Annotated in this window: 22 protein-coding genes; 19 read left to right on the top strand and 3 right to left on the bottom strand. The window is 41.0% G+C overall.

Translation table 11 applies throughout. The features are described from left to right. Positions 1-82: 82 nt before the first annotated feature. From lspA to PLANO_RS15860, 15 genes are all read left to right on the top strand, one after another. Positions 83-559 carry a signal peptidase II gene (lspA, locus tag PLANO_RS10010; protein WP_038704310.1) on the top strand — a complete coding sequence of 159 codons (477 nt, stop codon included), beginning with the start codon at positions 83-85 and terminating at the stop codon, positions 557-559. After that, positions 559-1,470 (top strand): RluA family pseudouridine synthase, encoded by a 912-nt coding sequence (locus tag PLANO_RS10005; protein WP_038704309.1) that lies wholly within the window; start codon positions 559-561, stop codon positions 1,468-1,470. Before lspA ends, PLANO_RS10005 begins: the two co-directional genes overlap by 1 nt. Positions 1,471-1,663: 193 nt before the next feature. Then, complete coding sequence (pyrR, locus tag PLANO_RS10000) at positions 1,664-2,200, top strand: bifunctional pyr operon transcriptional regulator/uracil phosphoribosyltransferase PyrR (protein WP_269429603.1); 537 nt, start codon at positions 1,664-1,666, stop codon at positions 2,198-2,200. A gap of 25 nt (positions 2,201-2,225) precedes the next feature. After that, positions 2,226-3,509 (top strand): solute carrier family 23 protein, encoded by a 1,284-nt coding sequence (locus PLANO_RS09995; protein ID WP_038704307.1) that lies wholly within the window; start codon positions 2,226-2,228, stop codon positions 3,507-3,509. 133 nt (positions 3,510-3,642) lie between these two features. Further along, the gene (locus tag PLANO_RS09990; protein WP_038704306.1) at positions 3,643-4,512 is read left to right on the top strand and encodes an aspartate carbamoyltransferase catalytic subunit; all 870 of its coding nucleotides are present in this window, start codon (positions 3,643-3,645) and stop codon (positions 4,510-4,512) included. Position 4,513: 1 nt separating this feature from the next. After that, on the top strand, positions 4,514-5,791 hold the full coding sequence (locus PLANO_RS09985) for a dihydroorotase (RefSeq protein ID WP_081976651.1): 1,278 nt from the start codon (positions 4,514-4,516) through the stop codon (positions 5,789-5,791). Then, positions 5,788-6,885 (top strand): carbamoyl phosphate synthase small subunit, encoded by a 1,098-nt coding sequence (locus tag PLANO_RS09980; RefSeq protein WP_038705432.1) that lies wholly within the window; start codon positions 5,788-5,790, stop codon positions 6,883-6,885. Before PLANO_RS09985 ends, PLANO_RS09980 begins: the two co-directional genes overlap by 4 nt. Then, positions 6,878-10,066: a carbamoyl-phosphate synthase large subunit gene (gene carB / locus PLANO_RS09975; protein WP_038704305.1), complete on the top strand. Its 3,189-nt coding sequence runs from the start codon at positions 6,878-6,880 to the stop codon at positions 10,064-10,066. Before PLANO_RS09980 ends, carB begins: the two co-directional genes overlap by 8 nt. Beyond that, positions 10,063-10,830, top strand: a complete 768-nt coding sequence (locus PLANO_RS09970) for a dihydroorotate dehydrogenase electron transfer subunit (protein ID WP_038704304.1) — start codon at positions 10,063-10,065, stop codon at positions 10,828-10,830. The genes carB and PLANO_RS09970 overlap by 4 nt, the downstream gene beginning before the upstream one ends. Next, positions 10,827-11,741 (top strand): dihydroorotate dehydrogenase, encoded by a 915-nt coding sequence (locus tag PLANO_RS09965; protein ID WP_038704303.1) that lies wholly within the window; start codon positions 10,827-10,829, stop codon positions 11,739-11,741. The genes PLANO_RS09970 and PLANO_RS09965 overlap by 4 nt, the downstream gene beginning before the upstream one ends. Beyond that, positions 11,738-12,427: an orotidine-5'-phosphate decarboxylase gene (pyrF, locus tag PLANO_RS09960; RefSeq protein ID WP_038704302.1), complete on the top strand. Its 690-nt coding sequence runs from the start codon at positions 11,738-11,740 to the stop codon at positions 12,425-12,427. Before PLANO_RS09965 ends, pyrF begins: the two co-directional genes overlap by 4 nt. Then, positions 12,424-13,047 (top strand): orotate phosphoribosyltransferase, encoded by a 624-nt coding sequence (pyrE, locus tag PLANO_RS09955; RefSeq protein ID WP_038704301.1) that lies wholly within the window; start codon positions 12,424-12,426, stop codon positions 13,045-13,047. The genes pyrF and pyrE overlap by 4 nt, the downstream gene beginning before the upstream one ends. Before the next feature lie 167 nt (positions 13,048-13,214). Beyond that, entirely contained in the window at positions 13,215-14,546 is a 1,332-nt protein-coding gene (locus PLANO_RS09950; protein ID WP_038704300.1) for a D-serine ammonia-lyase, read from the top strand. A 5-nt stretch (positions 14,547-14,551) separates the two neighbouring features. Continuing rightward, positions 14,552-14,848 (top strand): hypothetical protein, encoded by a 297-nt coding sequence (locus PLANO_RS09945; protein WP_038704299.1) that lies wholly within the window; start codon positions 14,552-14,554, stop codon positions 14,846-14,848. Beyond that, a complete protein-coding gene (locus PLANO_RS15860; RefSeq protein ID WP_081976650.1) occupies positions 14,848-15,129 on the top strand; it encodes a TIGR04104 family putative zinc finger protein in 282 nt (93 codons plus the stop codon). Before PLANO_RS09945 ends, PLANO_RS15860 begins: the two co-directional genes overlap by 1 nt. A gap of 64 nt (positions 15,130-15,193) precedes the next feature. Here PLANO_RS15860 and PLANO_RS09940 read toward each other — a convergent pair whose 3' ends face one another. The 3 genes from PLANO_RS09940 to PLANO_RS09930 form a co-directional block, all read right to left on the bottom strand. Continuing rightward, positions 15,194-15,871 (bottom strand): amino acid ABC transporter permease, encoded by a 678-nt coding sequence (locus tag PLANO_RS09940; protein WP_038704298.1) that lies wholly within the window; start codon positions 15,869-15,871, stop codon positions 15,194-15,196. Positions 15,872-15,886: 15 nt separating this feature from the next. Next, the gene (locus PLANO_RS09935) at positions 15,887-16,735 is read right to left on the bottom strand and encodes a transporter substrate-binding domain-containing protein (protein WP_038704297.1); all 849 of its coding nucleotides are present in this window, start codon (positions 16,733-16,735) and stop codon (positions 15,887-15,889) included. 331 nt (positions 16,736-17,066) lie between these two features. Then, positions 17,067-18,731: an Rqc2 family fibronectin-binding protein gene (locus tag PLANO_RS09930; protein WP_038704296.1), complete on the bottom strand. Its 1,665-nt coding sequence runs from the start codon at positions 18,729-18,731 to the stop codon at positions 17,067-17,069. Between the two features lie 293 nt (positions 18,732-19,024). Between PLANO_RS09930 and gmk the strand changes: the two genes are divergently transcribed. From gmk to priA, 4 genes are all read left to right on the top strand, one after another. Then, complete coding sequence (gene gmk / locus PLANO_RS09925) at positions 19,025-19,645, top strand: guanylate kinase (protein ID WP_038704295.1); 621 nt, start codon at positions 19,025-19,027, stop codon at positions 19,643-19,645. After that, a complete protein-coding gene (gene rpoZ / locus PLANO_RS09920) occupies positions 19,645-19,869 on the top strand; it encodes a DNA-directed RNA polymerase subunit omega (protein ID WP_008430790.1) in 225 nt (74 codons plus the stop codon). The genes gmk and rpoZ overlap by 1 nt, the downstream gene beginning before the upstream one ends. Before the next feature lie 74 nt (positions 19,870-19,943). Further along, positions 19,944-21,149, top strand: coding sequence for a bifunctional phosphopantothenoylcysteine decarboxylase/phosphopantothenate--cysteine ligase CoaBC (coaBC, locus tag PLANO_RS09915; protein ID WP_038704294.1), 1,206 nt, complete (start codon positions 19,944-19,946; stop codon positions 21,147-21,149). Continuing rightward, positions 21,139-23,535, top strand: a complete 2,397-nt coding sequence (gene priA / locus PLANO_RS09910; protein ID WP_038704293.1) for a primosomal protein N' — start codon at positions 21,139-21,141, stop codon at positions 23,533-23,535. Before coaBC ends, priA begins: the two co-directional genes overlap by 11 nt. The last annotated feature ends 6 nt before the right edge of the window (positions 23,536-23,541 follow it).

Raw genomic sequence — 23,541 nt, 5'->3', positions numbered from 1 at the left:
AATCCGGCTGCTCCAGGCCCTTTACTTTTTTTGCTGTCAGTGTGTTAAAATAGATTGACTGCTGAATTGACGGAGGATACAGATGTTTATTTATTATGGAATTGCACTATTCATAATTGCATTAGATCAATGGACAAAATGGTTAGTACTGAAAAATATGGAATTGGGTGAACGGATTTCGGTCATTGACCCGTATCTTGGATGGTTGTCGCACCGAAATCGTGGCGCCGCTTGGGGTATGCTAGAAGGACAGATGTGGCTGTTCGCTATTATTACTATAGCGGTTATCATCGGAATACTTTATTATTTTCATAAACATGCAAAAGGGCAACCTTTGTTTCAGTTAAGCTTAATGGTTCTCTTAGGAGGCGCAGTTGGCAATTTTATCGATCGGATGTATCGGGGAGAAGTAGTAGATTTTGTTGATGTGCTAATTCCTGTGATTGATTATGATTTCCCAATATTTAATATTGCAGATGCTGCATTAACGATTGGTGTCGTATTGATGGTTATTTATATTATTTATGACGAAAAACAACAAAAGAAAAAGGTGTCTTAATGGAAGATTTAACGATTGAAATTACAAAAGAAATGGCCGGCGAACGAGTAGATAAAGCTGTGTCATCGATAGATGGAGACTGGTCACGTTCACAGATCAGCAATTGGGTCAAAGAAGGTGCAGTAAAAGTTAACGGAGAAACTGTAAAACCGAATTACAAAGTACGTTTGCAAGATATTATCATTGTCACTCCACCTGAATTGGAAGAATTAGATGTAGTTCCTGAAGATTTAGATTTGGAAATTATTTATGAAGATGAAGATGTTTTAGTGGTTAACAAACCAAAAGGCATGGTCGTTCATCCAGCTCCAGGACACGCTAAAGGTACATTGGTTAATGGTTTAATGCATCACTGTACAGATTTGTCAGGAATCAATGGCGTCGTGCGTCCAGGGATTGTCCACCGTATTGATAAAGATACATCTGGCTTATTGATGGTGGCTAAAAATGACGCTTCACATACGTCATTAGTTGATCAATTAGTGAAAAAGACTGTTACGCGTAAATATGTAGCGCTAGTCCATGGTCACATTCCTCACGATAAAGGAACGATCCAAGCACCGATTGCGCGCGATCCAAAAGAACGCCAAAACATGGCAATCGTCGATAAAGGAAAACATGCCGTAACACATTTCCGAGTTTTGGAACGTTTTGGTGATTTTACATTAGTAGAATGCCGTTTAGAAACAGGCAGAACGCACCAAATCCGTGTGCACATGAAATACATTGGCTATCCACTTGTTGGAGATCCGAAATATGGACCGAAGAAAACAATGGATGTTGGCGGTCAAGCACTTCACGCGGAAGTTATCGGTTTTGTTCATCCCAAAACGAATGAATACATGGAGTTTTCTGCAGAGCCACCAGCTGAATTTGCAGAACTTCTAGAATCTCTTCGCGATAAGGATTGACAAACCCGTTTCACATTCTTTATACTTAAAAAAACAAATCGAATAATAACACCTTTAATTACAGTCCAGAGAGGCTGAGAAGGTATTTACGCAAGCTGGAAGTCTGTCTTCCATGCTGAATTTTTCTGCGCATCTATCCTCTTGTCCCTCGGGCAAGAGGTTTTTTATTTGTCAAAAAGGAGCGGATCTTATGGTGGAAAAAGCAGATATATTGGACGAACAGGCGATAAGCCGAGCGATTACTCGCATTGCACACGAAATTATTGAACGCAATAAAGGCATAGATGATTGCATACTTGTCGGCATTAAAACACGCGGAGCTTTTATTGCGAAGCGCTTAGCAGAAAAAATTGAGAAAATCGAAGGGCGTCCAATTTTAAAAGGCGAACTTGATATCACGCTTTATAGAGACGACTTGAGCATCAAAACAAAAAATCAAGAACCCTTAGTTCAACAGGTCGATATTGAGCACAGCATACTCGATAAAAAAGTAATTCTTGTAGACGATGTGCTTTATACAGGAAGAACGGTACGCGCGGCAATGGATGCCGTGATGGACCTAGGACGGCCAGCACAAATTCAACTGGCAGTGTTAATTGACAGAGGTCATCGTGAATTACCAATCCGAGCAGACTTTGTAGGGAAAAACATTCCAACATCAAGCGACGAACGAATTATCGTTCAAATGGTTGAAAGCGATCAAGTGGACCGAGTAGCCATTCACGAATAGAGATAGAGACAGGGGAGAATGGAAATTGAGCGAAGCAATTTTAGATGTACATGATAAACCAAAAGCAGGACAATGGATCTCGCTAAGCTTACAGCATATGTTTGCGATGTTTGGTGCAACGATTTTAGTACCACAACTTGTCGGATTGAGCCCAGCGATTGCTTTACTAACAAGTGGAATCGCAACAATCATCTTCATCCTCATTACGCAATTTAAAGTTCCAGCTTACTTAGGCTCTTCATTTGCCTTTATCGTGCCAATCACCATTGCGACTAAAACAGGTGGAATCGGGTCAGCGATGATCGGTGCGATGTTTGTTTCACTCGTATACGCTATTGTCGCATTGATCATTTGGAAAACTGGTTATCAATGGCTGATGAAACTCTTACCACCGATTGTAGTAGGACCTGTAATCATTGTTATTGGTCTTGCCTTATCAGGTACAGCGGTAGATATGGCTATGACCATTCCAGTTGAAGGCGGATCGGAATACAGCCTGCTGCATTTCTCAGCAGCCATTGTCACATTGCTTACTGCAATCATTTGTAACATTTACTTTAAAAACATCATTTCATTAATGCCGATTTTAATCGGAATTATTGTCGGATACGGCTACTCAGCAGCCATTGGAATTATCGACTTTACGGCTATTGGTGAAGCAAGCTGGTTCGCAGTACCGGAATTTTTGATTCCTGGTGTGGATTATTCGTTTCAAGTAACTCCAACTTTACTGTTCGTCATGGTACCAATTGCCATCGTCACGATTTCTGAACACATTGGACATCAGCTAGTGTTAGGGAAAATTGTGGATCGAAATTACATAAAAGACCCTGGCTTGCACCGTTCCATTTTGGGAGACGGGATTGGAACTTTCATCTCGTCACTAGTTGGTGGTCCGCCGAAAACCACTTACGGTGAAAATATCGGAGTCCTTGCCATAACAAAAGTGTTCTCGGTATATGTTATTATAGGAGCTGCAGTGTTTGCCATCGCATTTTCTTTCTTCGGAAAGTTGATGGCCGTGATTGAAACAATCCCCACAGCTGTACTTGGCGGTATTTCAATCCTGCTGTTCGGAATTATCGCTTCATCGGGGTTACGGATGCTCGTGGACAATAACATCGATTTTGGCAACAACCGCAACTTAGTTATCTCGTCCGTGATCTTAGTAATTGGAATTGGCGGGGCGAAGCTTGAATTTAGCGAATCCTTCTCGATCGAGGGAATGGCACTTGCCGCAATTGTTGGTGTTATCTTGAACTTAGTGTTACCTGGAATGAATAAAAAAGAATTAGATGACGGAACTTAATAATTACCTTTTAATGAATGTCCAGAGAGGCATGGAAGGGATCGAAGAATGGGTAAAGTCTACCCTTTTTTCCTCACACCTTCCTGCCCCTGGGAAGGTGTTTTTTTGTCAGAGATGAAAGGATGAGTCAATTTTGCCAAACTTACTATCTATGAACAACTTAGAAAACGACACAATTATGAGTTTGCTTGAGCGCGCTGGACAATTTCAGCGAGGTGAGAGAGCACCAATTGATGGAACAGTCGTCAATTTATTTTTCGAACCAAGCACAAGAACAAAAATGAGCTTTGAAATGGCAGAGCATCACATGGGACTCGCTGTGCTACCGTTTGAAACGGCCTTTTCCAGCATTTTAAAAGGTGAAACATTATACGATACAGTTAAAACAATGGAAGCCATTGGTGTAGGCGCAGTTATTATTCGTCACGAAGAAGAAGCGTATTATGAACAGTTGAAAGGCTGCAACGTGGCTGTGATAAACGGAGGAGATGGTTCAGGTCAACATCCGACTCAATCGCTTTTAGATTTAATGACCATTTACCAAGAGTTTGGTCGCATTAAAGGCATTCACGTTACCATTGTTGGAGATATCGCACATAGTCGTGTAGCAAAATCTAATGCAGCAGCACTTCAGCAATTAGGCGCGAAAGTAAGTTTTATATGCCCTGAAGAATGGAGCGGGGACTATGAATCCTCCGAGTATCTAGATGACTTTATTGAAACGACAGATGTAGTCATGATGCTTCGTGTCCAACATGAACGGCATGCAGTCTCAGCACTTTTTTCAAAAGAAAACTACCATGAGCAATATGGACTGACTATAGAACGAGAAAAGAAAATGAAAGACGATGCAATTATTATGCATCCTGCGCCAATCAATCGCGGAGTCGAAATTGCAGATTGTTTAGTCGAATGCGAACGCTCGCGAATTTTTAAACAAATGGCAAACGGAGTTTTTATTCGGATGGCAGTACTTGAATACGCATTGAAAGGGAGAGATTAACTTGAATTTATTCATTAAAAACGTAAACATGCTGCAAAACGGAGAATTAACACCTACAAATATTCGAGTCAAAGAAGGCAAAATTGAAGAAATCGGTAAAGAATTACTAGCGAATAACGAACCCCAAATTGACGGCAAAGGTCGGATGATTGCACCAGGATTTGTTGATGTCCATGTTCATTTGCGTGAACCAGGCGGCGAACAGAAAGAAACAATCGAAAGCGGGACGAAATCTGCGGCAAAAGGCGGCTATACAACGATATGTGCAATGCCAAATACACGCCCTGTACCCGATACGAAAGAAAATCTTCAGCTCGTTAATGGATTGATCGAAAAAAATGCGCTTATCCGAGTTTTGCCGTATGCTTCAATCACGATAAGAGAAGCAGGGAAAGAACGCACGAACTTGCAAGATCTCAAAGAAAATGGGGCTTTTGCATTCACAGATGATGGTGTCGGCATTCAAGAAGCGGGCATGATGTACGAGACAATGCTAGATGCAGCAAAAATCGACATGGCAGTTGTCGCGCATTGCGAAGACAATAGCTTGATTTATGACGGTGTCATGCACGAAGGCAAGCGGAGCAAAGAATTAGGGTTAAAAGGCATTCCGGCGATTGCAGAATCTGTGCACATTGCACGCGACATTTTATTAGCCGAAGCAGCTGGCGCACACTACCACGTATGCCACGTCAGCACAAAAGAGTCAGTCCGAGTCATTCGTGATGCGAAACGTGCAGGAGTTCACGTAACAGCTGAAGTCACTCCTCACCACTTGTTATTGACAGAAGATGATATTCCATCAGATGACGCCAATTACAAAATGAATCCACCGCTTCGCGCGAAAGAAGATTGGGAAGCGTTACACGAAGGCTTGCTTGATGGCACGCTAGATTTTATCGCAACAGATCATGCACCGCACACGGATGCAGAAAAAACAAATGGCATGAACGGCTCGATGTTTGGCATTGTCGGATTTGAAACAGCATTTCCACTACTCTATAGCAAGTTTGTCAAAACCGGCACATGGACGTTACAACAATTAATCGACTGGTTAACGATTAAACCAAGCGAAACTTTCAATATGCCATACGGAACACTGGAAATAGGGAAAACAGCGGACCTAGTTTTGTTAGATCTTGAAAAACAACAGCCAGTTCAAGTAGAAGAATTTTTATCAAAAGGAAAGAATACACCGTTTAATGGTTGGGATTGCTCAGGATGGCCAGTCATGACCATCTTTGGTGGAGAAATTGTATGGCAGGAGGAGAAAAATTGATGAAACGTTATTTAATCTTAGAAGACGGTACGGTATTTGAAGGAACAGCATTTGGTGGCGATGATGCCTCAGTCGGGGAAATCGTTTTTAATACGAGTATGACCGGCTATCAAGAAATTTTATCAGATCCTTCTTATTGCGGACAAATTGTCACCATGACGTATCCGTTAATCGGCAATTACGGCATCAATAGCGATGATTTCGAATCGATCGAACCGGCAGTAAAAGGCATGGTCGTTCGTGAAATTGCTGAATTTCCCTCCAATTTTAGAAACAATTCGACTCTTGATGAATTGTTCCAAACAAAAGGAATTCCAGGAATATCGGGTATCGATACACGCAAACTAACCCGATTGATTCGCTCTAAAGGGGCGATCAAAGGAGTATTAACTGCAGCAGGAGAAGAAGTCGAAATTGAAAAAGTGGTACAGATGCTCCAAGAAACAGTTTTGCCGACTGACCAAGTAGCACAAGTTTCAACAGGACGCCCTTACCCAAGTCCAGGCCGTGGCAAGCGCGTTGTATTAATCGACTACGGCATGAAGCACGGCATTTTGCGCGAGCTCAACAACCGGGATTGCGATGTAATCGTGGTACCTTATAACACCTCATCAAAAGAGATAATGGCTTGGGGTCCAGATGGCGTCATGCTATCAAACGGTCCTGGAGATCCAAAAGACGTAGAAGAATGCGTAGAAGTAGTACGCGAATTGCTCGGACAAGTTCCAATCTTCGGTATATGTTTAGGACATCAACTGTTCGCAAGAGCTTGTGGAGCAGATACATTTAAATTGAAATTCGGTCATCGCGGAGGCAATCATCCAGTACGCGACTTAGTTACAGGAAAAATTGAGATTACTTCACAAAATCATGGTTACGCAGTAGATGAAGATACATTACAAGGAACGCGCTTAAAGGTAACGCATAGCGCATTAAACGATGGTACAAACGAAGGATTGGCTCATTTGGATTATCCAGCATTCACAGTTCAATACCACCCAGAATCATCACCAGGACCAGAAGACTCAAACTACTTATTTGATCGCTTTATTGATGTTATGAACGCAACTCGAAAGGAGCAACAACATGCCTAAAAGACAAGATATTCAAAGTATACTCGTAATCGGATCAGGACCAATCGTAATCGGACAAGCAGCAGAATTTGATTATGCAGGAACACAAGCATGTCTTGCGTTAAAAGAAGAAGGTTACCGTGTAATCTTGATCAACTCAAATCCTGCAACTATTATGACGGATACGGAAATCGCAGATAAAGTGTATATCGAACCGATTACACTAGAATTCGTTAGTCGCATCTTGCGTAAAGAGCGTCCGGATGCACTGTTGCCAACATTAGGCGGTCAAACAGGACTGAATATGGCGATTGAACTGGACGAATCGGGAATTTTGGACGAGTTGAATATCGAAATTTTAGGCACGAAACTCGAAGCAATCCACAAAGCAGAAGACCGGGACTTGTTTAGAACGTTAATGAATGAACTTGGTGAGCCGGTTCCAGATTCAGATATTATTCACAATATGACAGAAGCTGAAAACTTTGTAGATCGTGTTGGTTACCCAGTTATTGTTCGTCCAGCTTTTACGTTGGGCGGAACTGGCGGAGGCATTTGCGAGAACTATGAACAGCTAAAAGAAATTGTGGCGAGTGGCTTGAAATATAGCCCCGTAACACAATGTTTGCTGGAAAAATCAATCGCAGGCTTTAAAGAAGTTGAATACGAAGTAATGCGCGATAAAAACGATACAGCAATCGTCGTCTGTAATATGGAAAACATTGATCCAGTCGGCATCCATACAGGAGATTCCATTGTAGTCGCACCTAGTCAAACCTTGTCTGACCGTGAATATCAAATGCTACGTAATGTGTCCTTGAAAATTATTCGCGCCTTGAAAATTGAAGGAGGCTGCAACGTACAGTTAGCATTAGATCCATTTAGTTTTAACTACTACATCATCGAAGTAAATCCGCGTGTGAGTCGCTCTTCCGCACTAGCATCAAAAGCGACCGGCTACCCAATTGCGAAATTAGCTGCAAAAATCGCAGTCGGCTTAACTTTAGATGAAATGATGAATCCAGTTACAGGGCGCACATATGCTGCTTTTGAGCCAGCACTAGACTATGTAGTAACAAAAATTCCACGCTGGCCATTTGATAAATTCGAAGCAGCAAAACGCAATTTAGGAACACAAATGAAAGCAACGGGCGAAGTCATGGCGATGGGACGCACGTTTGAAGAGTCTATCTTAAAAGCCGTTCGTTCACTAGAAACTGGACAATTTCACTTAGAACTAAAAAACGCAGACAACATGAGTGATGAATGGATTCAAAAACGTATTTGCCGAGCGGGAGACGAGCGCTTATTCTTTATAGGCGAAGCACTTCGCCGCGGAGTCACCATTGAAACCATTAATGAATGGAGTCAAATCAATTTATTCTTCTTGAAGAAATTCGAAAACATCGTGAAATACGAAGAAGATTTGAAAAATGCACCGTACGATTACGACATAGCGAAACGTGCAAAACGTTTAGGTTTTGCAGATCGGACAATCGCTAAGCTTTGGAACACAACTGAACAACAAGTGTATAACTGGCGCAAAGAACAAAAGTTAATGCCGGTTTACAAAATGGTGGATACTTGTGCAGCGGAGTTTGAATCCGAAACACCTTATTTCTACGGCACATATGAAGACGAAAATGAATCAGTGAAAACAGACAAAGAATCAGTCATCGTTCTTGGATCAGGTCCGATTCGCATCGGTCAAGGTGTCGAGTTTGATTACGCAACGGTGCATTCAGTATGGGCCATCAAAGAAGCGGGTTACGAAGCAATTATTGTCAACAACAACCCAGAAACGGTGTCAACAGACTTTTCAATCTCAGATAAATTATATTTTGAACCACTGACTATTGAAGATGTTATGCACATCGTCGACCTAGAACAACCAAAAGGTGTCGTCGTACAATTTGGTGGACAAACAGCGATTAATTTAGCTGAAAAACTGGAACAAAATGGCGTGAAAATTCTCGGTACATCATTAGAGGATACAGATCGTGCAGAAAATCGTAACAAGTTTGAAGCGGCATTACATGAAATTGGCATTCCGCAACCTTTAGGTAAAACAGCAGTAAATACAGAAGAAGCCATTATTATCGCTACAGATATCGGTTATCCGGTCTTAGTTCGTCCTTCGTATGTGCTTGGTGGGCGTGCAATGGAAATTGTTTATAATGAAGAAGACTTAAAACATTATATGGAACATGCAGTAGAAGCGAGTCCAGAACATCCGGTCCTAGTCGATCGTTACTTAACAGGAATAGAAATTGAAGTTGATGCCATATCAGACGGCGAAAATGTCTTAATCCCTGGAATTATGGAACACATTGAACGCGCAGGTGTTCACTCAGGAGACTCAATTGCGGTTTACCCAACTCAAAACATCTCAGATGAGTTACTTGAAACGATCGTCGACTATACGACGCGACTTGCAAAAGGATTAAACATTGTCGGCTTGTTAAATATCCAATACGTGATTTCTAAAGGTGAAGTATTTGTGATCGAAGTCAATCCGCGCTCAAGTCGAACAGTACCATTTATGAGTAAAATCACATCGATTCCAATGGCTAATATTGCCACAAAAGCGATTCTTGGCCATAGTATCGTCGACCAAGGCTTTACACCAGGTCTTGCACCAATCTCAAAAGGTGTCTTTGTAAAAGTACCGGTATTCTCTTTTGCTAAGTTACGCCGTGTAGATATTACGCTTGGACCAGAAATGAAATCAACGGGAGAAGTAATGGGCAAAGACACAACGCTCGAAAAAGCTTTGTATAAAGGTTTAGCAGCAGCTGGCATGGAAGTTAAAGATCATGGCACAGTGCTCTTGACTGTAGCGGATAAAGACAAAGAAGAAGCAATTGGTTTAGCAAAACGCTTTAAAGCTATTGGCTATCAAATTATGGCGACTGGCGGGACGGCTAAAGCTTTTGAAGATGCAGGAATTATTGTAGTGCCCGTAGGTAAGATTGGTTCAGAAGGAAAAACTTTACTAGATGTTATTCAAAATGGAGACACGCAAATTGTCATTAATACATTGACGAGAGGCAAACAGCCAGAACGTGACGGATTCCGCATTCGCCGTGAATCGGTTGAAAATGGCATTCCTTGCTTGACGTCACTTGATACGGCAGAAGCAATGCTACGTGTTATCGAGTCAATGACCTTTTCAGCTGAAGCAATGGGGTCAGGTATATGATCAAACAAGAGCGAATGCAAATCATTAATCAACAAGAAATTGCCCATCGTATTTTTGAACTAACTGTCCAAGGAGCTCTTGCCAACGAAATGGCGGAGCCGGGGCAATTTGTTCACATCCGAGTCGCTGACAGCTTTGAACCATTGCTGCGACGTCCAATTTCCGTCGCATCAATTGATTTGGAAGCTTCGCAATTCACGATGATTTACCGAGCAGAAGGACGCGGTACAGGGTTATTAGCTGAAAAAAAACCAGGCGATACATTAGATGTGCTAGGCCCACTTGGACATGGTTTTCCTGTAGAAGAAGCTGAAAAAAAGGCGTACTTAATTGGCGGCGGCATTGGTGTTCCGCCTTTGTATGAACTGGCGAAACAATTAAATGCGCGCGGCATTGAAACCGTCCATATTTTAGGGTTCGAAAGCAAGCAAGCTGTTTTTTATGAAGACAAGTTCCGTGAACTAGGAGATACGCATATTGCGACAGTCGATGGATCACATGGTACGCAAGGATTTGTTACACATATTTTAAATGAACTGGCGATAGATTTTGATACGTATTATAGCTGTGGGCCAACACCAATGCTCGAAGCTGTGCAATGGGCTTATCCACAGAAAAAAGGATTCCTATCTTATGAGCAGCGAATGGGTTGCGGCATCGGTGCATGTTTTGCTTGCGTATGCCGGACAACGAAAAGTGAAACGGATTATATCAAAGTATGTTCGGATGGACCGGTATTTCCAGCAGGAGTGGTGATTTCATGAGCGATTTGACAGTAAAACTTCCAGGACTCAATTTAAAAAACCCGATCATGCCAGCTTCTGGCTGTTTCGGTTTTGGTAAAGAGTATGCACAATTATACGATTTGTCGCAGCTCGGTGCGATTATGATCAAAGCGACAACAGTAGAAACACGTCTCGGCAACCCAACACCACGCGTAGCAGAAACGGCGTCTGGTATGCTAAATGCCATAGGATTACAAAATCCTGGACTAGAAAAAGTAGTCGGACAAGAATTGCCGTGGTTGGAAAAGTACGATGTGCCAATTATCGCTAACGTAGCCGGTACAACAACGGAAGATTATGTAGAAGTCGCAAAAATGATTTCACAATCTCCAAACGTTCACGCATTGGAAATTAATATTTCCTGTCCAAACGTCAAACAAGGTGGCATTACATTTGGTACGGACCCAGACGTAGCGCGCGAATTGACACGTGCGGTAAAAGAAGTGTCTGCAGTGCCAGTTTATATTAAATTATCGCCTAACGTGACAAACATTGTATCAATCGCCAAGGCGGTTGAAGAAGGTGGCGCGGACGGCATTACGATGATCAATACATTGCTTGGCATGCGCATGGATACGAAAACAGGGCGGCCGATTATCGCCAATATTACAGGTGGCTTATCTGGCCCTGCTATTAAACCTGTTGCTTTACGGATGGTTTATGAAGTAAGTCAGCATACGACATTGCCAATCATCGGCATGGGTGGCGTTACAAATGTAGATGACGTGATAGACTTTTTGTCAGCTGGCGCGAGCGCTGTAGCTGTCGGAACAGCAAACTTCGTCAATCCCTTTGTATGTCCAGAAATAATCGGACAACTACCAGAACGTTTGCACGAACTTGGATTTGATTCAGTCGAACAGCTTGTCGGAAGGAGCCACCGTTTGTGAATAAACCCATCATCGCTTTAGATTTTGCATCCAAACAACAAGTCGAAGAATTTCTAGCGCAGTTTTCTGAGCCGCTTTTTGTCAAGGTCGGCATGGAGCTTTATTTTCAAGAAGGGCCAGAACTAGTTCGCTTAATAAAATCACAAGGCCATGAGGTTTTTCTAGACTTAAAACTGCACGACATCCCAAATACAGTAGAGTCCGCTATGCGTGGACTAGCGAAACTTGGCGTAGATTTAGTGAATGTTCATGCAGCAGGTGGGCTTGAAATGATGCAGGCTGCAAAACGTGGATTAGCGGGGAGTGAGACAAAACTAATCGCTGTGACGCAATTAACTTCAACGAGTGAAGAGGATATGCACGAAGATCAATTGGTATACGTTAGTTTAGAAGAATCTGTATTACATTATGCGAAGCGTGCTAAGCAAGCAGGATTAGATGGTGTAGTGTGCTCGGTCCTTGAAGCAGAGGCAATTGGTAAAGCGTGCGGTCGAGATTTTCTTCGTGTAACGCCTGGCATCCGGCCGGCTTCAGTATCAGCCGATGATCAAAAACGAGTAGCAACCCCAGCACAAGCGAGAGCTCAAGGATCAACTCATATTGTCGTAGGGCGAGCGATTACAAAAGCAGAAGTTCCAGCAGAAAGTTACGAACAGATTAAAGCAGAGTGGAGTGGTAAATCTTGAAGCATGAAATAGCTAACCATTTATTATCAATTGGTGCAGTAGAATTGCGTCCACAAGAACCGTTTACATGGGCATCAGGTGTTAAGTCTCCAATCTATTGCGATAACCGATTAACAATGTCCTACCCGGCAGTTCGAAAAGATATTGCAAAAAGTTTAGCTGAGACAATTAAAGCATATTATCCTGACTGTGAAGTAGTTGCAGGAACAGCAACAGCAGGTATTCCACATGCGGCTTGGGTCAGTGATTTACTAGAATTACCGATGGTTTATGTACGTTCGAAAGCAAAAGAACATGGCCAAACCAATATGATTGAAGGCAAAATCGAAAAAGGTAAAAAAGTGGTGGTTGTTGAGGATTTAATCTCTAAAGGTGGATCTGTACTGCAAGCAGCTCAAGCTTTAGAAGCAGCAGGGTTTGATGTACTTGGAATCGTTGCGATTTTCACTTACGATTTACCTCAATCAATCGAAGCTATTACCGGCGCAGGTTATACGTTCCATACGTTGACGGATTTCCCAGCACTTGTCGAACAAGCACTAAGCACAAAAGCAATCAATGAAGCAGATATGCCAATGCTTGCAGATTGGCATGAAAAATTAAAAGCAGGAACATTGTAGAACATGTGTTAGCTCAGTTGTGGACTATAGAAAAACTCAGTTTATATGAGTTATCTATAGTCTTTTTTAGTGAGAAACTTACGCTGGTTGCATAAGAAGCGGATGAATAATTTGAGAATCTACTGTATGATGAAAACAATAGAGGGGTATATTGGAAGGGGATTTTTATGAGTATAGATCAACAAAAATTAACTAAATGGCTTTCAACCTATCCATTATTACAACCCATTATGGACTTACAGCCAGTGGTTTGGTTAAACCCAAAACTCCAAAAATTGTCTGACATGACTGATTTACCGGTGTCACTATCAGACATGGAAAAAGCAGAGCAACTTTGGCGACGTTTCGCGCCATTTTTAGCAGCCGAATTTCCTGATACGACAGAAGCAAACGGCATTGTTGAATCACCTCTACACGAAATTCCTAACATGAAAATACAATTAAATGATCGGTTTACCGATAAAATTGATGGGCAGCTGTTCTTAAAACGCGATAATGAATTGCCAATTGCGGGATCGGTCAAAGCACGTGGTGGTGTTTACGAAGTACTGCATTATGCAGAGGAATTAGCTAAAGCTGCAGGAATCATTTCAACCGAGCAGTCGTACGAGCAATTTTCAGCCGAAAAATTTAAAGCGTTTTTTAGCCAATATTCCATAGGGGTAGGTTCTACAGGGAATCTAGGACTTAGTATTGGCATTATTAGTGCGAAACTCGGATTCCAAGTATCTGTATACATGTCTTCAGACGCGAAACAATGGAAAAAAGATTTACTGCGTGAAAAAGGGGCTACAGTCGTGGAATTCAAAGGCGATTTTAGTGAAGCTATTCTAGCTGGACGTAACGAAACATTGGCCAAACCGAATGCCTATTTTGTCGATGATGAAAAATCCAAACATCTGTTTTTAGGTTATAGTGTAGCTGCCTTTCGACTCAAGCAACAATTGAATGATGCGGGCATTCAAGTCGATACTGAGCATCCATTGTTTGTTTACTTGCCTTGTGGAGTAGGCGGGGCACCGGGTGGTATTGCGTTCGGTCTCAAGCAAGTTTTTGGAGATGAGGTTCATTGTTTCTTTGTGGAACCAACACATTCACCGGCAGTCTTACTTGGATTAATGACTGGTGAAAAAAATAATGTTTGTGTCCAGGATTTTGGCATTGATAACGTGACAGAAGGTGACGGCCTAGCAGTAGGACGACCTTCAAGCTTTGCATCAGGTATTAGCGAAAAAACTGTAAGCGGGATTTATACCATCGAAGATCACCAGCTGTTTTCGTTATTAACATTATTGGCCTCAAGTGAAGGCATTTTTATTGAACCTTCTGCTACTGCTGGTCTACTGGGACCTCTGAAAATTCAAACGAGTGATTATGCAGATATCAATAAAATTCCTATGAAAACGGCTACGCATATTGTCTGGGCGACGGGCGGTGCGTTAGTTCCAAATGAAGAAATGGACGGGTTCTATCAACGTGGAAAAAGTATCGAGGAGTGAGCTAAATGGATTTTTTATTGATCATCAGTATTGTATTAGCAGCATTGATAGGTGGACATATCATCTATTCACCTTCAGAGAAACGAATCGAAAATTTAGAACAAAGAATGAGACAACTTGAAAAACAACTTATACAAGTCCAACAAGGTGAAGAATGGATTGAACCTGACATAAATAGTGAACTGCGACAACTACTAAAAAAAGGCAAAATGGTTGAAGCAGTAAAACGAACGCGTGAAGAATTTGGCTTGTCTCTCTTAGAGGCAAAACAATATGTCGACGAATTAAAGGATACTGTTTAATGCAGAAGTGTGAAGTTTGCCTCACACCATTTACGTGGGATCAAGTGAGTAAATCCATTTGGCTAGCCTATAGACCGATTGTTTGTCGTAACTGCAGCGAACGCTATAAAGTTCAGTTTTTATCCCGTCTATGGATTTCTATTTTAACCATTGGACCAATTTTTATAACAACTTTCTTTTCGCCACCTACTAGTACAAAAGGATTGATCCTTATAGTGTTCATGTACCTTCCTGTAATTTTTATGCTCTTGCCGTATTTAATCCGCTATCGTCGACACTAAATACTTTATAATTACAGTTCTCTTTACAAAATAAAGCATCCAGAAGAATATCCCCGGATGCTTTTTAAATATAATCAGCGTATTTCTTTTCGAGATAATTTTGCAAAATCGTCATTACCGAACAAATTGCCCAGTATATAAGAGCCACCAAAATTAACATCGTTAATAAATCATATTCACGTGCACCAACAACTCGCGCCTTTTGAAAAATTTCTGGCACGGTAATCATGGCAGCTAAAGAAGATGCTTTGATTAAATCCAAATAAACGTTCGATAAAGGGGGTAAGGCAATTCGAATAGACTGCGGCAAAATAATACGACGCATCGATTGCCAATACGTTAGCCCGAGTGCTTTCGAAGATTCCCATTGACCTTTATCAACCGACGCCAATGACGAACGGAACACTTCAGCAATATAAGCTGCACTATTGATCGAGAAACCAATCAATGCAGCTTGTACAGCTGTAAATTCAATACCGACAACGGGCAGAGCGAAATACAGTAAAAACAAAATAACAAGAATTGGCACACCTCTCATAAACGAAATATACAGGCGTGCAGGAAATTGTAAAACTGTTAATTGAGACGTTCTAGCAAGCGATAGGAAAAATCCAATGATCACCCCTACAATCATACTCACAATTGAAATCAGCAAGGTATAGCCAATTCCTTCAAGTACATAAGGCAAAGATTTGATCGCTAAGGCCGGATCAAACAATAATCCCCATTCAATGTCATTCATGGGAAGACCTCCTGCTTATTTTTCTTCAATGTCCGGTTTTATAGAAACATCTGCGCCACCAAAAAACTCTTCCGATATTTCAGTAATCGTTCCATCTTCAAGCATTTCTTCTAGCGTTTTGTTAACGTTATCTGCAAGTTCTTTATTGTCTTTATTCATCACAAGACCTACTTCAGACGGTGCATATTTAATATCTGGATGAATTGTTATATTCAATTCTGGAAATGCTGCAACACCAAATGTCGATAAATAATAATCATTTAAAATAACATCTGTACGACCAATCGAAACATCGCGCAAATAGACTTCGTTCGTTGCATTATCATATGTTACTTCTTCAGCACCATATTCACGCGCAATTTGCATATAGATAGACGTAGATGCACCTGCAGCTTTTTTACCTGGCAAATCTTCTAAACTTGAAATGCCCGATAAATCATCTTTTCGAACAACTGCTGTGCCGTATGAATATTTAATCGGCGTTGAGAAAGTAAACTCTTCAGCACGATCTTCTGTAATTTCAATATCATTAGCAGCAAGATCGATTTGACCCGTATTGACACTTGTCAGCATTTCATCAAAGCCAAGCTCTTTAAACTCAATATCAAGATCTAATCGTTCACCTAGTTCACGAACCACTTCTACTTCAAATCCTGTTAACTCATCAGACTCTGCATCGCGGAAAGAAGTAGCTAACAAGGTACCAGAAGTAGCGACTGTTAAAGAGCCTTCTTCTTGTATTTCATCCCATGCCGTTTTTGCCTCTTCATTATTGCTTTCTTCGTTACCGCAACCTGCTAATAATAATGCTGCAACAGCACCGGTAGTTATGACATTTTTATTTTTAGAATAGATTTTCTTCATGTATAAGTCCTCCTTATAATTAAATCCTTTAAAAACATAGCACTTCCTCTAAACTAGGGCAATGCTTTGACCATTATTTATAACTCATCTTTTCATTAACAATATTTTAATTATGTAAACAAGAATGATTTTATACTATACAAAATGAAATTAACTTTTTCAAATCATTAAGCGCAGATGCGTCTATGTGCTAGGAAGAGCAATAAGGTGGGGATTTTTTAGGCTTATAGCAAGAGCCATTTCCAATGCGTCCAAAGCGACTGGATAAAACAGTAGACTTAATTCCTGAAATAATAAAAAGCCGAAAAGCAATAAGCTTTCCGGCACAATGTTATTTTTTTAACTTAATAACCAATTCTTCATCTGGCGTCACGAACACTGTTTTTTGTTCGAAATAGATCACAAACCCTGGCTTGGAACCGTTCGGTTTTTTCACTTGTCTAGCTTCCGTATAATCAACTGGAACAGAAGAAGACTCACGTGCTTTACTGAAATAAGCTGCAATTGTTGCCGCTTCTAAAATTGTTGCTTCATCAGGATCGTTGTCGTGAATAATAACGTGAGATCCAGGAATATCTTTCGTATGCAACCAAGTGTCAGACTTTGCCGCTACTTTGAACGTTACATAATCGTTTTGTTTATTATTTTTCCCAACTGAAATCGGGGTTCCGTTAGTAGAAACATATGACTCTACTGTAGGTTTAGTTGGCTTTTTCTTTTTCTTAGATTTCTGTGCTTTCATAAAACCTTGTTCCGCTAATTCTTCGCGAATTTCTTCAATATCAGAAATGCCGGCTTGTTGAACTTGTGACATCAGTGTTTCAAAATACTCAATGTCTTCGACAGTTTTGTTGATTTGTTCTTGTGTTTTTACAACTGCAATTTTAGCTTTTTGGTAGCGCGAATAATAACGCTGTGAATTATCGATCGGCGTTTTACGCGGATCTAACGTAATGGTCACTTTTTCGTCGTTGTAATAATTGTCAACTTCGATTTCTTTCATGCCTTTCGTTATGCGGTGAAGATTCGCCATGATTAATTCACCGTTTAATTGAAGAACATCGCGTTTTTCAGCTTGGTCTTGTTCTTTTTTCAATTTCTTCAACTTGAGTTTCAACTTAGAAATTTCATTTTGCAACCATCTTTCTAAATCGCCTGCTTGTTGTTTAACGCGATCACGTTCTGCTTTGGCGTAATACATTCGGTCAAGTAATTCACCGAGCGTTGAAAATTGTAAACCGTATTCACCGATATGCGTAAGTGAAGAAGCCGAGAAAAAGCTTTTTCCATCGTGCTCGATATAATAACCGGTCGGCTCCGCATTCGTAAAGTCGGCTAGAAATGCTTTAGTTGCTTCTACTTTATTTCCAGCGGTTTCTAAACGATGGGCAAGTTCACGCGCATTTAATGGAGAAAAGCCGGAAAACTTGCCAACGATTTCGCTTGGCTCTGTTTGAGCTAGTTCTTCAATCGATGCGAATGGATCTATTTTTTCTTGAGCGGGTGGGAAAATATAAGGTTGCCCCGGCAAAATGGTTCGGTAAGAATTGACGCTCGGTGGCAGGTGCTTCAAGCTATCGAGAATCATGGTGCGTTCTGCATCAATTAAAATAACGTTCGAATGTCGACCCATCATTTCTACATGCAATTCACGTTCAATGTCGTCGCCAATTTCATTTTTAGCTTTGATTTTAAGCATAATGAGGCGGTCCATCCCATATTGAGAAATCTCTGTAATGACCCCGCCTTCAATATGCTTGCGTAGTAACATGCAAAACATCGGTGGCTCAGAAGGGTTGACGTTAGCTGTAGCTGTCAAATGAATTCGTGAGTACGATGGATGAATCGAGATTAGTAGTTTATGATTTTTTCCTTGTGCGCGAATGTGTAAAAGTAGTTCAAGCTGGTTGGGCTGATGAACTTTTGAAATCCTACCGGTAACTAGCTGTTGCAATTCGCCAGTCATCGATTTTGTGAATAATCCATCAAATGCCATTAAATATCCCTCTTTCAAATCGTTTTGTTCCATCTTATCATTTTCTCGGTGTATTATGATATAATAAGACAGTTAGTTAGAAAACGAAGAATAAAGGTCAGCGACAAATGACGATTTAGAATTTAGTGGAGAAAGTCATATATTCTCTTGTTGATAACTGCGCTATAATTGGGTCAGCCGAATTATAGGAGTTAACCTAAATTTTATATGGTGTGTAAGCTGATTTAGAAAATGCGCAACGGTTATGCTTTTGCGCTTAGAACAAAACGATGACAAGGCAAATGAGGGATAAAATGAGAAACCAACGTGGACTGCTGATCGTCCTATCAGGGCCTTCGGGTGTTGGCAAAGGCACCGTACGAAAAGAGCTGTTCTCACAGCCGAATACAAATTATGAATATTCTATCTCGATGACGACTCGTTCGCCACGAGAAGGAGAAGTGGACGAAGTCGACTATTTCTTTAAAACACGTAGCGAGTTCGAAACCTTGATCGAGCAAGATCAACTGCTTGAATATGCAGAGTTCGTGGGGAATTATTATGGTACGCCGCTAGAGTATGTTAACAAAATGCGAGATGCGGGTCGTGATGTATTTCTAGAAATAGAAGTACAAGGTGCAGCTCAAGTGCGCTCGAAAGTTCCAGATGGCTTGTTTATTTTCTTAGCACCACCAAGCCTATCAGAACTAGAAGAACGACTTGTAGGTCGTGGTACTGAATCGGATGATGTCATTGCTTCACGATTGTATGCCGCTCGCCAAGAATTAGAAATGATGAACTTATACGACTATGTTGTAGAAAATGATGAAGTTGAACATGCCTGTGACCGAATCAATGCCATCATTATTGCAGAACATTGCAAACGTGAACGTGTTGAAAAACGATATTTTGATATGCTAAAGGAGAATGTCTAATGTTATACCCATCCGTTGATAAACTAAAAAGCCGAATTGATTCAAAATACTCGTTGGTGGCACTTGCTTCAAAACGTGCTCGCCAATTACATGAACATGGTGATGAAAAATTAGATTCATACACTTCTGTTAAATCGGTCGGTAAAGCACTTGAAGAAGTAGCAGCTGGCGTTTTAGTTCCAGAAAAACAAGATGAATTTGCAATCTATGAAGACGAAATTTAACCATTAATCGCAACTGACGACTCCCAGAGCAAATTTGTTCTTTGGGAGTTTGTTGTTTAGAAAGGGTGTTTGAGTTGTTGGAGAATCGTAAAATTCTACTATGTGTCAGCGGAGGAATTGCTGTTTATAAAGCTGTTGCACTCGTTAGTAAACTGTCTCAAGCTGGGGCGTCTGTAAAGGTAATCATGACTGAATCTGCTCAGCAATTTGTGCAACCGCTGACGTTCCAAGTGATGTCCAGAAACGATGTCTATACGGACACGTTTGATGAAAAGGATTCTTCTGTGATTGCGCATATTGATCTTGCAGACTGGGCAGATTTAATTATTGTCGCTCCGGGGACAGCTAATGTCATCGGAAAGTTAGCAAATGGCATTGGTGATGATATGCTGACAACAACTTTGCTTGCGGCGACCGCGCCTATTTGGATTGCACCTGCAATGAATGTCCACATGTACGACCACCCTGCAGTAAAACGCAACATTCAGCAACTTCACGATGACGGCATTCGGTTTATCGAACCATCTGAAGGCTTTTTGGCTTGCGGTTATGTTGGAAAAGGCCGTTTAGAAGAACCGGAAAAAATTACGCAACTCGTCCAAGCTTATTTCGCACGCGAACACAGATTGGCAGGGAAAAAAGTCGTGGTAACAGCCGGACCTACGCGGGAGCGAATTGATCCAGTTCGATTTTTAACCAATTTTTCGAGTGGCAAAATGGGCTATGCAATGGCTGAAGCAGCAGCTGAAATGGGTGCTGAAACGATTTTAATTAGTGGACCTGTTTCGTTGCCTGTACCGAGTGGCGTCACACGAATCGAAATAGAAAGTGCGGAAGACATGTTAAAGGCAGTCGAAGCACATTTTGATACGGCAAATTACGTTGTGAAAACAGCGGCAGTGGCGGATTACCGACCAAAAACGATCGCCAATCAAAAAATGAAGAAACAAGAAGGTGGATCGACGATCGAATTAGAAAGAACAGTCGATATTCTTAAACATTTGGGTCAACAGAAGAAAGGGCAAATATTGATTGGTTTTGCAGCTGAAACCAATGATGTAAGTAAGTACGCAAAAGATAAGTTGGCACGTAAAAATGCTGATTACATTATTGCTAATGATGTTAGCGAAGCTAATGCAGGCTTTGAATCAGATACCAACCGCGTAACAGTATTTGGAAAGAACGATTTTGAGCAAGCTTTCGAGATGATGCCAAAACAACAATTGGCGCGTCAATTGCTCGAAATGATTACAGATAAGGAAGAGTCACATGATAGCTGAAGTTATTGTGGACGTTGCTGCACATCCAATCGATCGGCCATTTGACTATGCCATTCCAGAGAGTGTGGAAGTTTTGGCAGAGCCGGGAATGCGTGTGAAAGTGCCGTTTGGCAATCGCAAAGTGCTTGGATTTATAACGAAAATTAAACAGATTTCTGATTTTGATCTAAAACGAATAAAACCAATCCATGAGCTGATGGACGTCATACCAGTATTAAACGAAGAATTACTACAAATGGCACAGTGGATGAAAAAACAAACCGTTTGTTTTGAAATTGATGCCTTGCAAGTAATGGTTCCAGCTGCTTTACGTGCGAAATACGAAAAGCGTTTTGTGCTAAAAGCAGAACTTGAAGAAATTGCACCTCCATTGCGACCTTATTTTGAAAACCGTTCTTTTATTCGGCTGCAGGATGCAGTCGACATCTATGCATTACTAAAAAAAGAGATGGATAAAGGAACAATCTTAGCTGATACGGATATTCAGCAGCAAACAGCTGTTAAGAAGGTAAGGATGATTCATATCGCTGAAAGTGAAGAAGCACTTAAAGCGATAGACATTCGTGCAAACGCTAAACAGCAACTAAAACTAATGGAGTATTTTTTAAAAAATACGGGACAAGCGATTGAATCGTCACAACTTCAAAAAATCGCTGGTGTTTCATTGCCGACGATTTATAGTTTAGTTGATAAAGGTGCTGCTCAAATTTCAAATATGGAGTCTTATCGTGATCCTAAATTACTAACGAATATCGAACACAAAGCTTCTTTAAAGCTAACAGCAGCACAACAAACTGCTTTTGATCAGATTGAATCAGCATTAAATACCTCCAAAACATTCTTGTTGCACGGTATTACGGGCAGTGGGAAAACGGAGATTTATTTGCAAACTATCGATCAAGTTTTAAAACAAGGCAAAGAAGCCATCATGCTAGTACCTGAAATATCATTAACGCCTCAAATGACGATTCGGTTTAAAGAACGCTTTGGTGATCAAGTCGCCGTTTTACACAGTGGCTTATCAGCTGGTGAAAAGTATGATGAATGGCGAAAGATTCAACGAGCAGAAGTAAAAGTAGTCGTTGGAGCACGTTCTGCCATTTTTGCGCCTTTCCAGAATTTAGGTCTTATTATACTTGATGAAGAACATGAATCGAGCTATAAGCAAGATGATTCGCCGCGTTACCATGCCCGAGATATGGCCATATGGCGTAGTGAGTATCATAAATGTCCGGTTATTTTAGGGAGTGCAACACCTTCACTAGAATCATATGCCCGTGCGCAAAAAGGGGTTTATGAATTATTGGTGTTAGAAAAACGTGCGAAAAACCAGCCCTTGCCTGATGTGCATATTGTTGATATGCGAGAAGAACTGCGAAATGGTAACCGATCAATGTTTTCTGTCCAATTGGCCGATGCAATTCGCGATCGATTAGACAAGAAGCAACAAACGGTGTTGTTTTTAAATAAACGTGGGTATTCATCTTTTGTTTTATGCCGAGATTGCGGAACGGTTATGCAATGTCCAAATTGTGATATTTCATTGACCTATCACCGTTCAAGTGAAATGATGAAATGTCATTATTGTGGCTATGACGAGCGCGTACCAATGACTTGTCCGGAATGCGAAAGTGAACATATTCGCTTTTTTGGAACGGGTACTCAAAAAGTAGAAGAAGAACTAGCAAAAGTCGTACCAGAAGCACGCGTTTTACGGATGGACGTTGATACAACACGTACCAAAGGAGCGCATGAAAAAATCCTTTCAGCATTTGGCGAAGGTAAAGCAGATATTTTGCTTGGAACACAGATGATTGCCAAAGGCTTGGATTTCCCGAATATCACACTAGTGGGTGTGTTGTCGGCAGATACGACACTTCATTTACCTGATTTTCGAGCGGCAGAAAAGACGTATCAATTGCTAACGCAAGTTAGTGGGCGTGCAGGACGTGATGTATTGCCTGGAACAGTATTTGTCCAATCCTATACACCAGAACATTACGCAATTACTTTAGCAAAAGATCAACTATATGAGCCATTTTACGAACAAGAAATGGCCATGCGAAGAGCCAGTGGCTATCCACCTTATTATTTTGTCGTAAATATTCAATTTACACATGAAGACTTAATGACGGTGGCTGAATATGCAGATCAAAGCGTGCGTTATTTAAAAGGTCAATTGTCACCAAATACCTTAATTATCGGGCCTTCAGCGTCGTTGATCTCTCGCGTCAATAATAGATATCGCTATCAATGTTTGATAAAATACAAAAAAGAATCAAAATTAATCGACACGATGCAGCAATTGATCAAAATTCATCGAACAGAGTGGCTGAAAAAAGGTGCCACACTGTCGATCGATATGAATCCAACATCGGTTATGTAAAGAAAA

The sequence above is a fragment of the Planococcus sp. PAMC 21323 genome, from assembly GCF_000785555.1.
Lineage (GTDB): Bacteria > Bacillota > Bacilli > Bacillales_A > Planococcaceae > Planococcus.
Note: the sequence above shows the minus strand (reverse complement) of the source record. Positions and strands in the feature narration are given on the sequence as shown.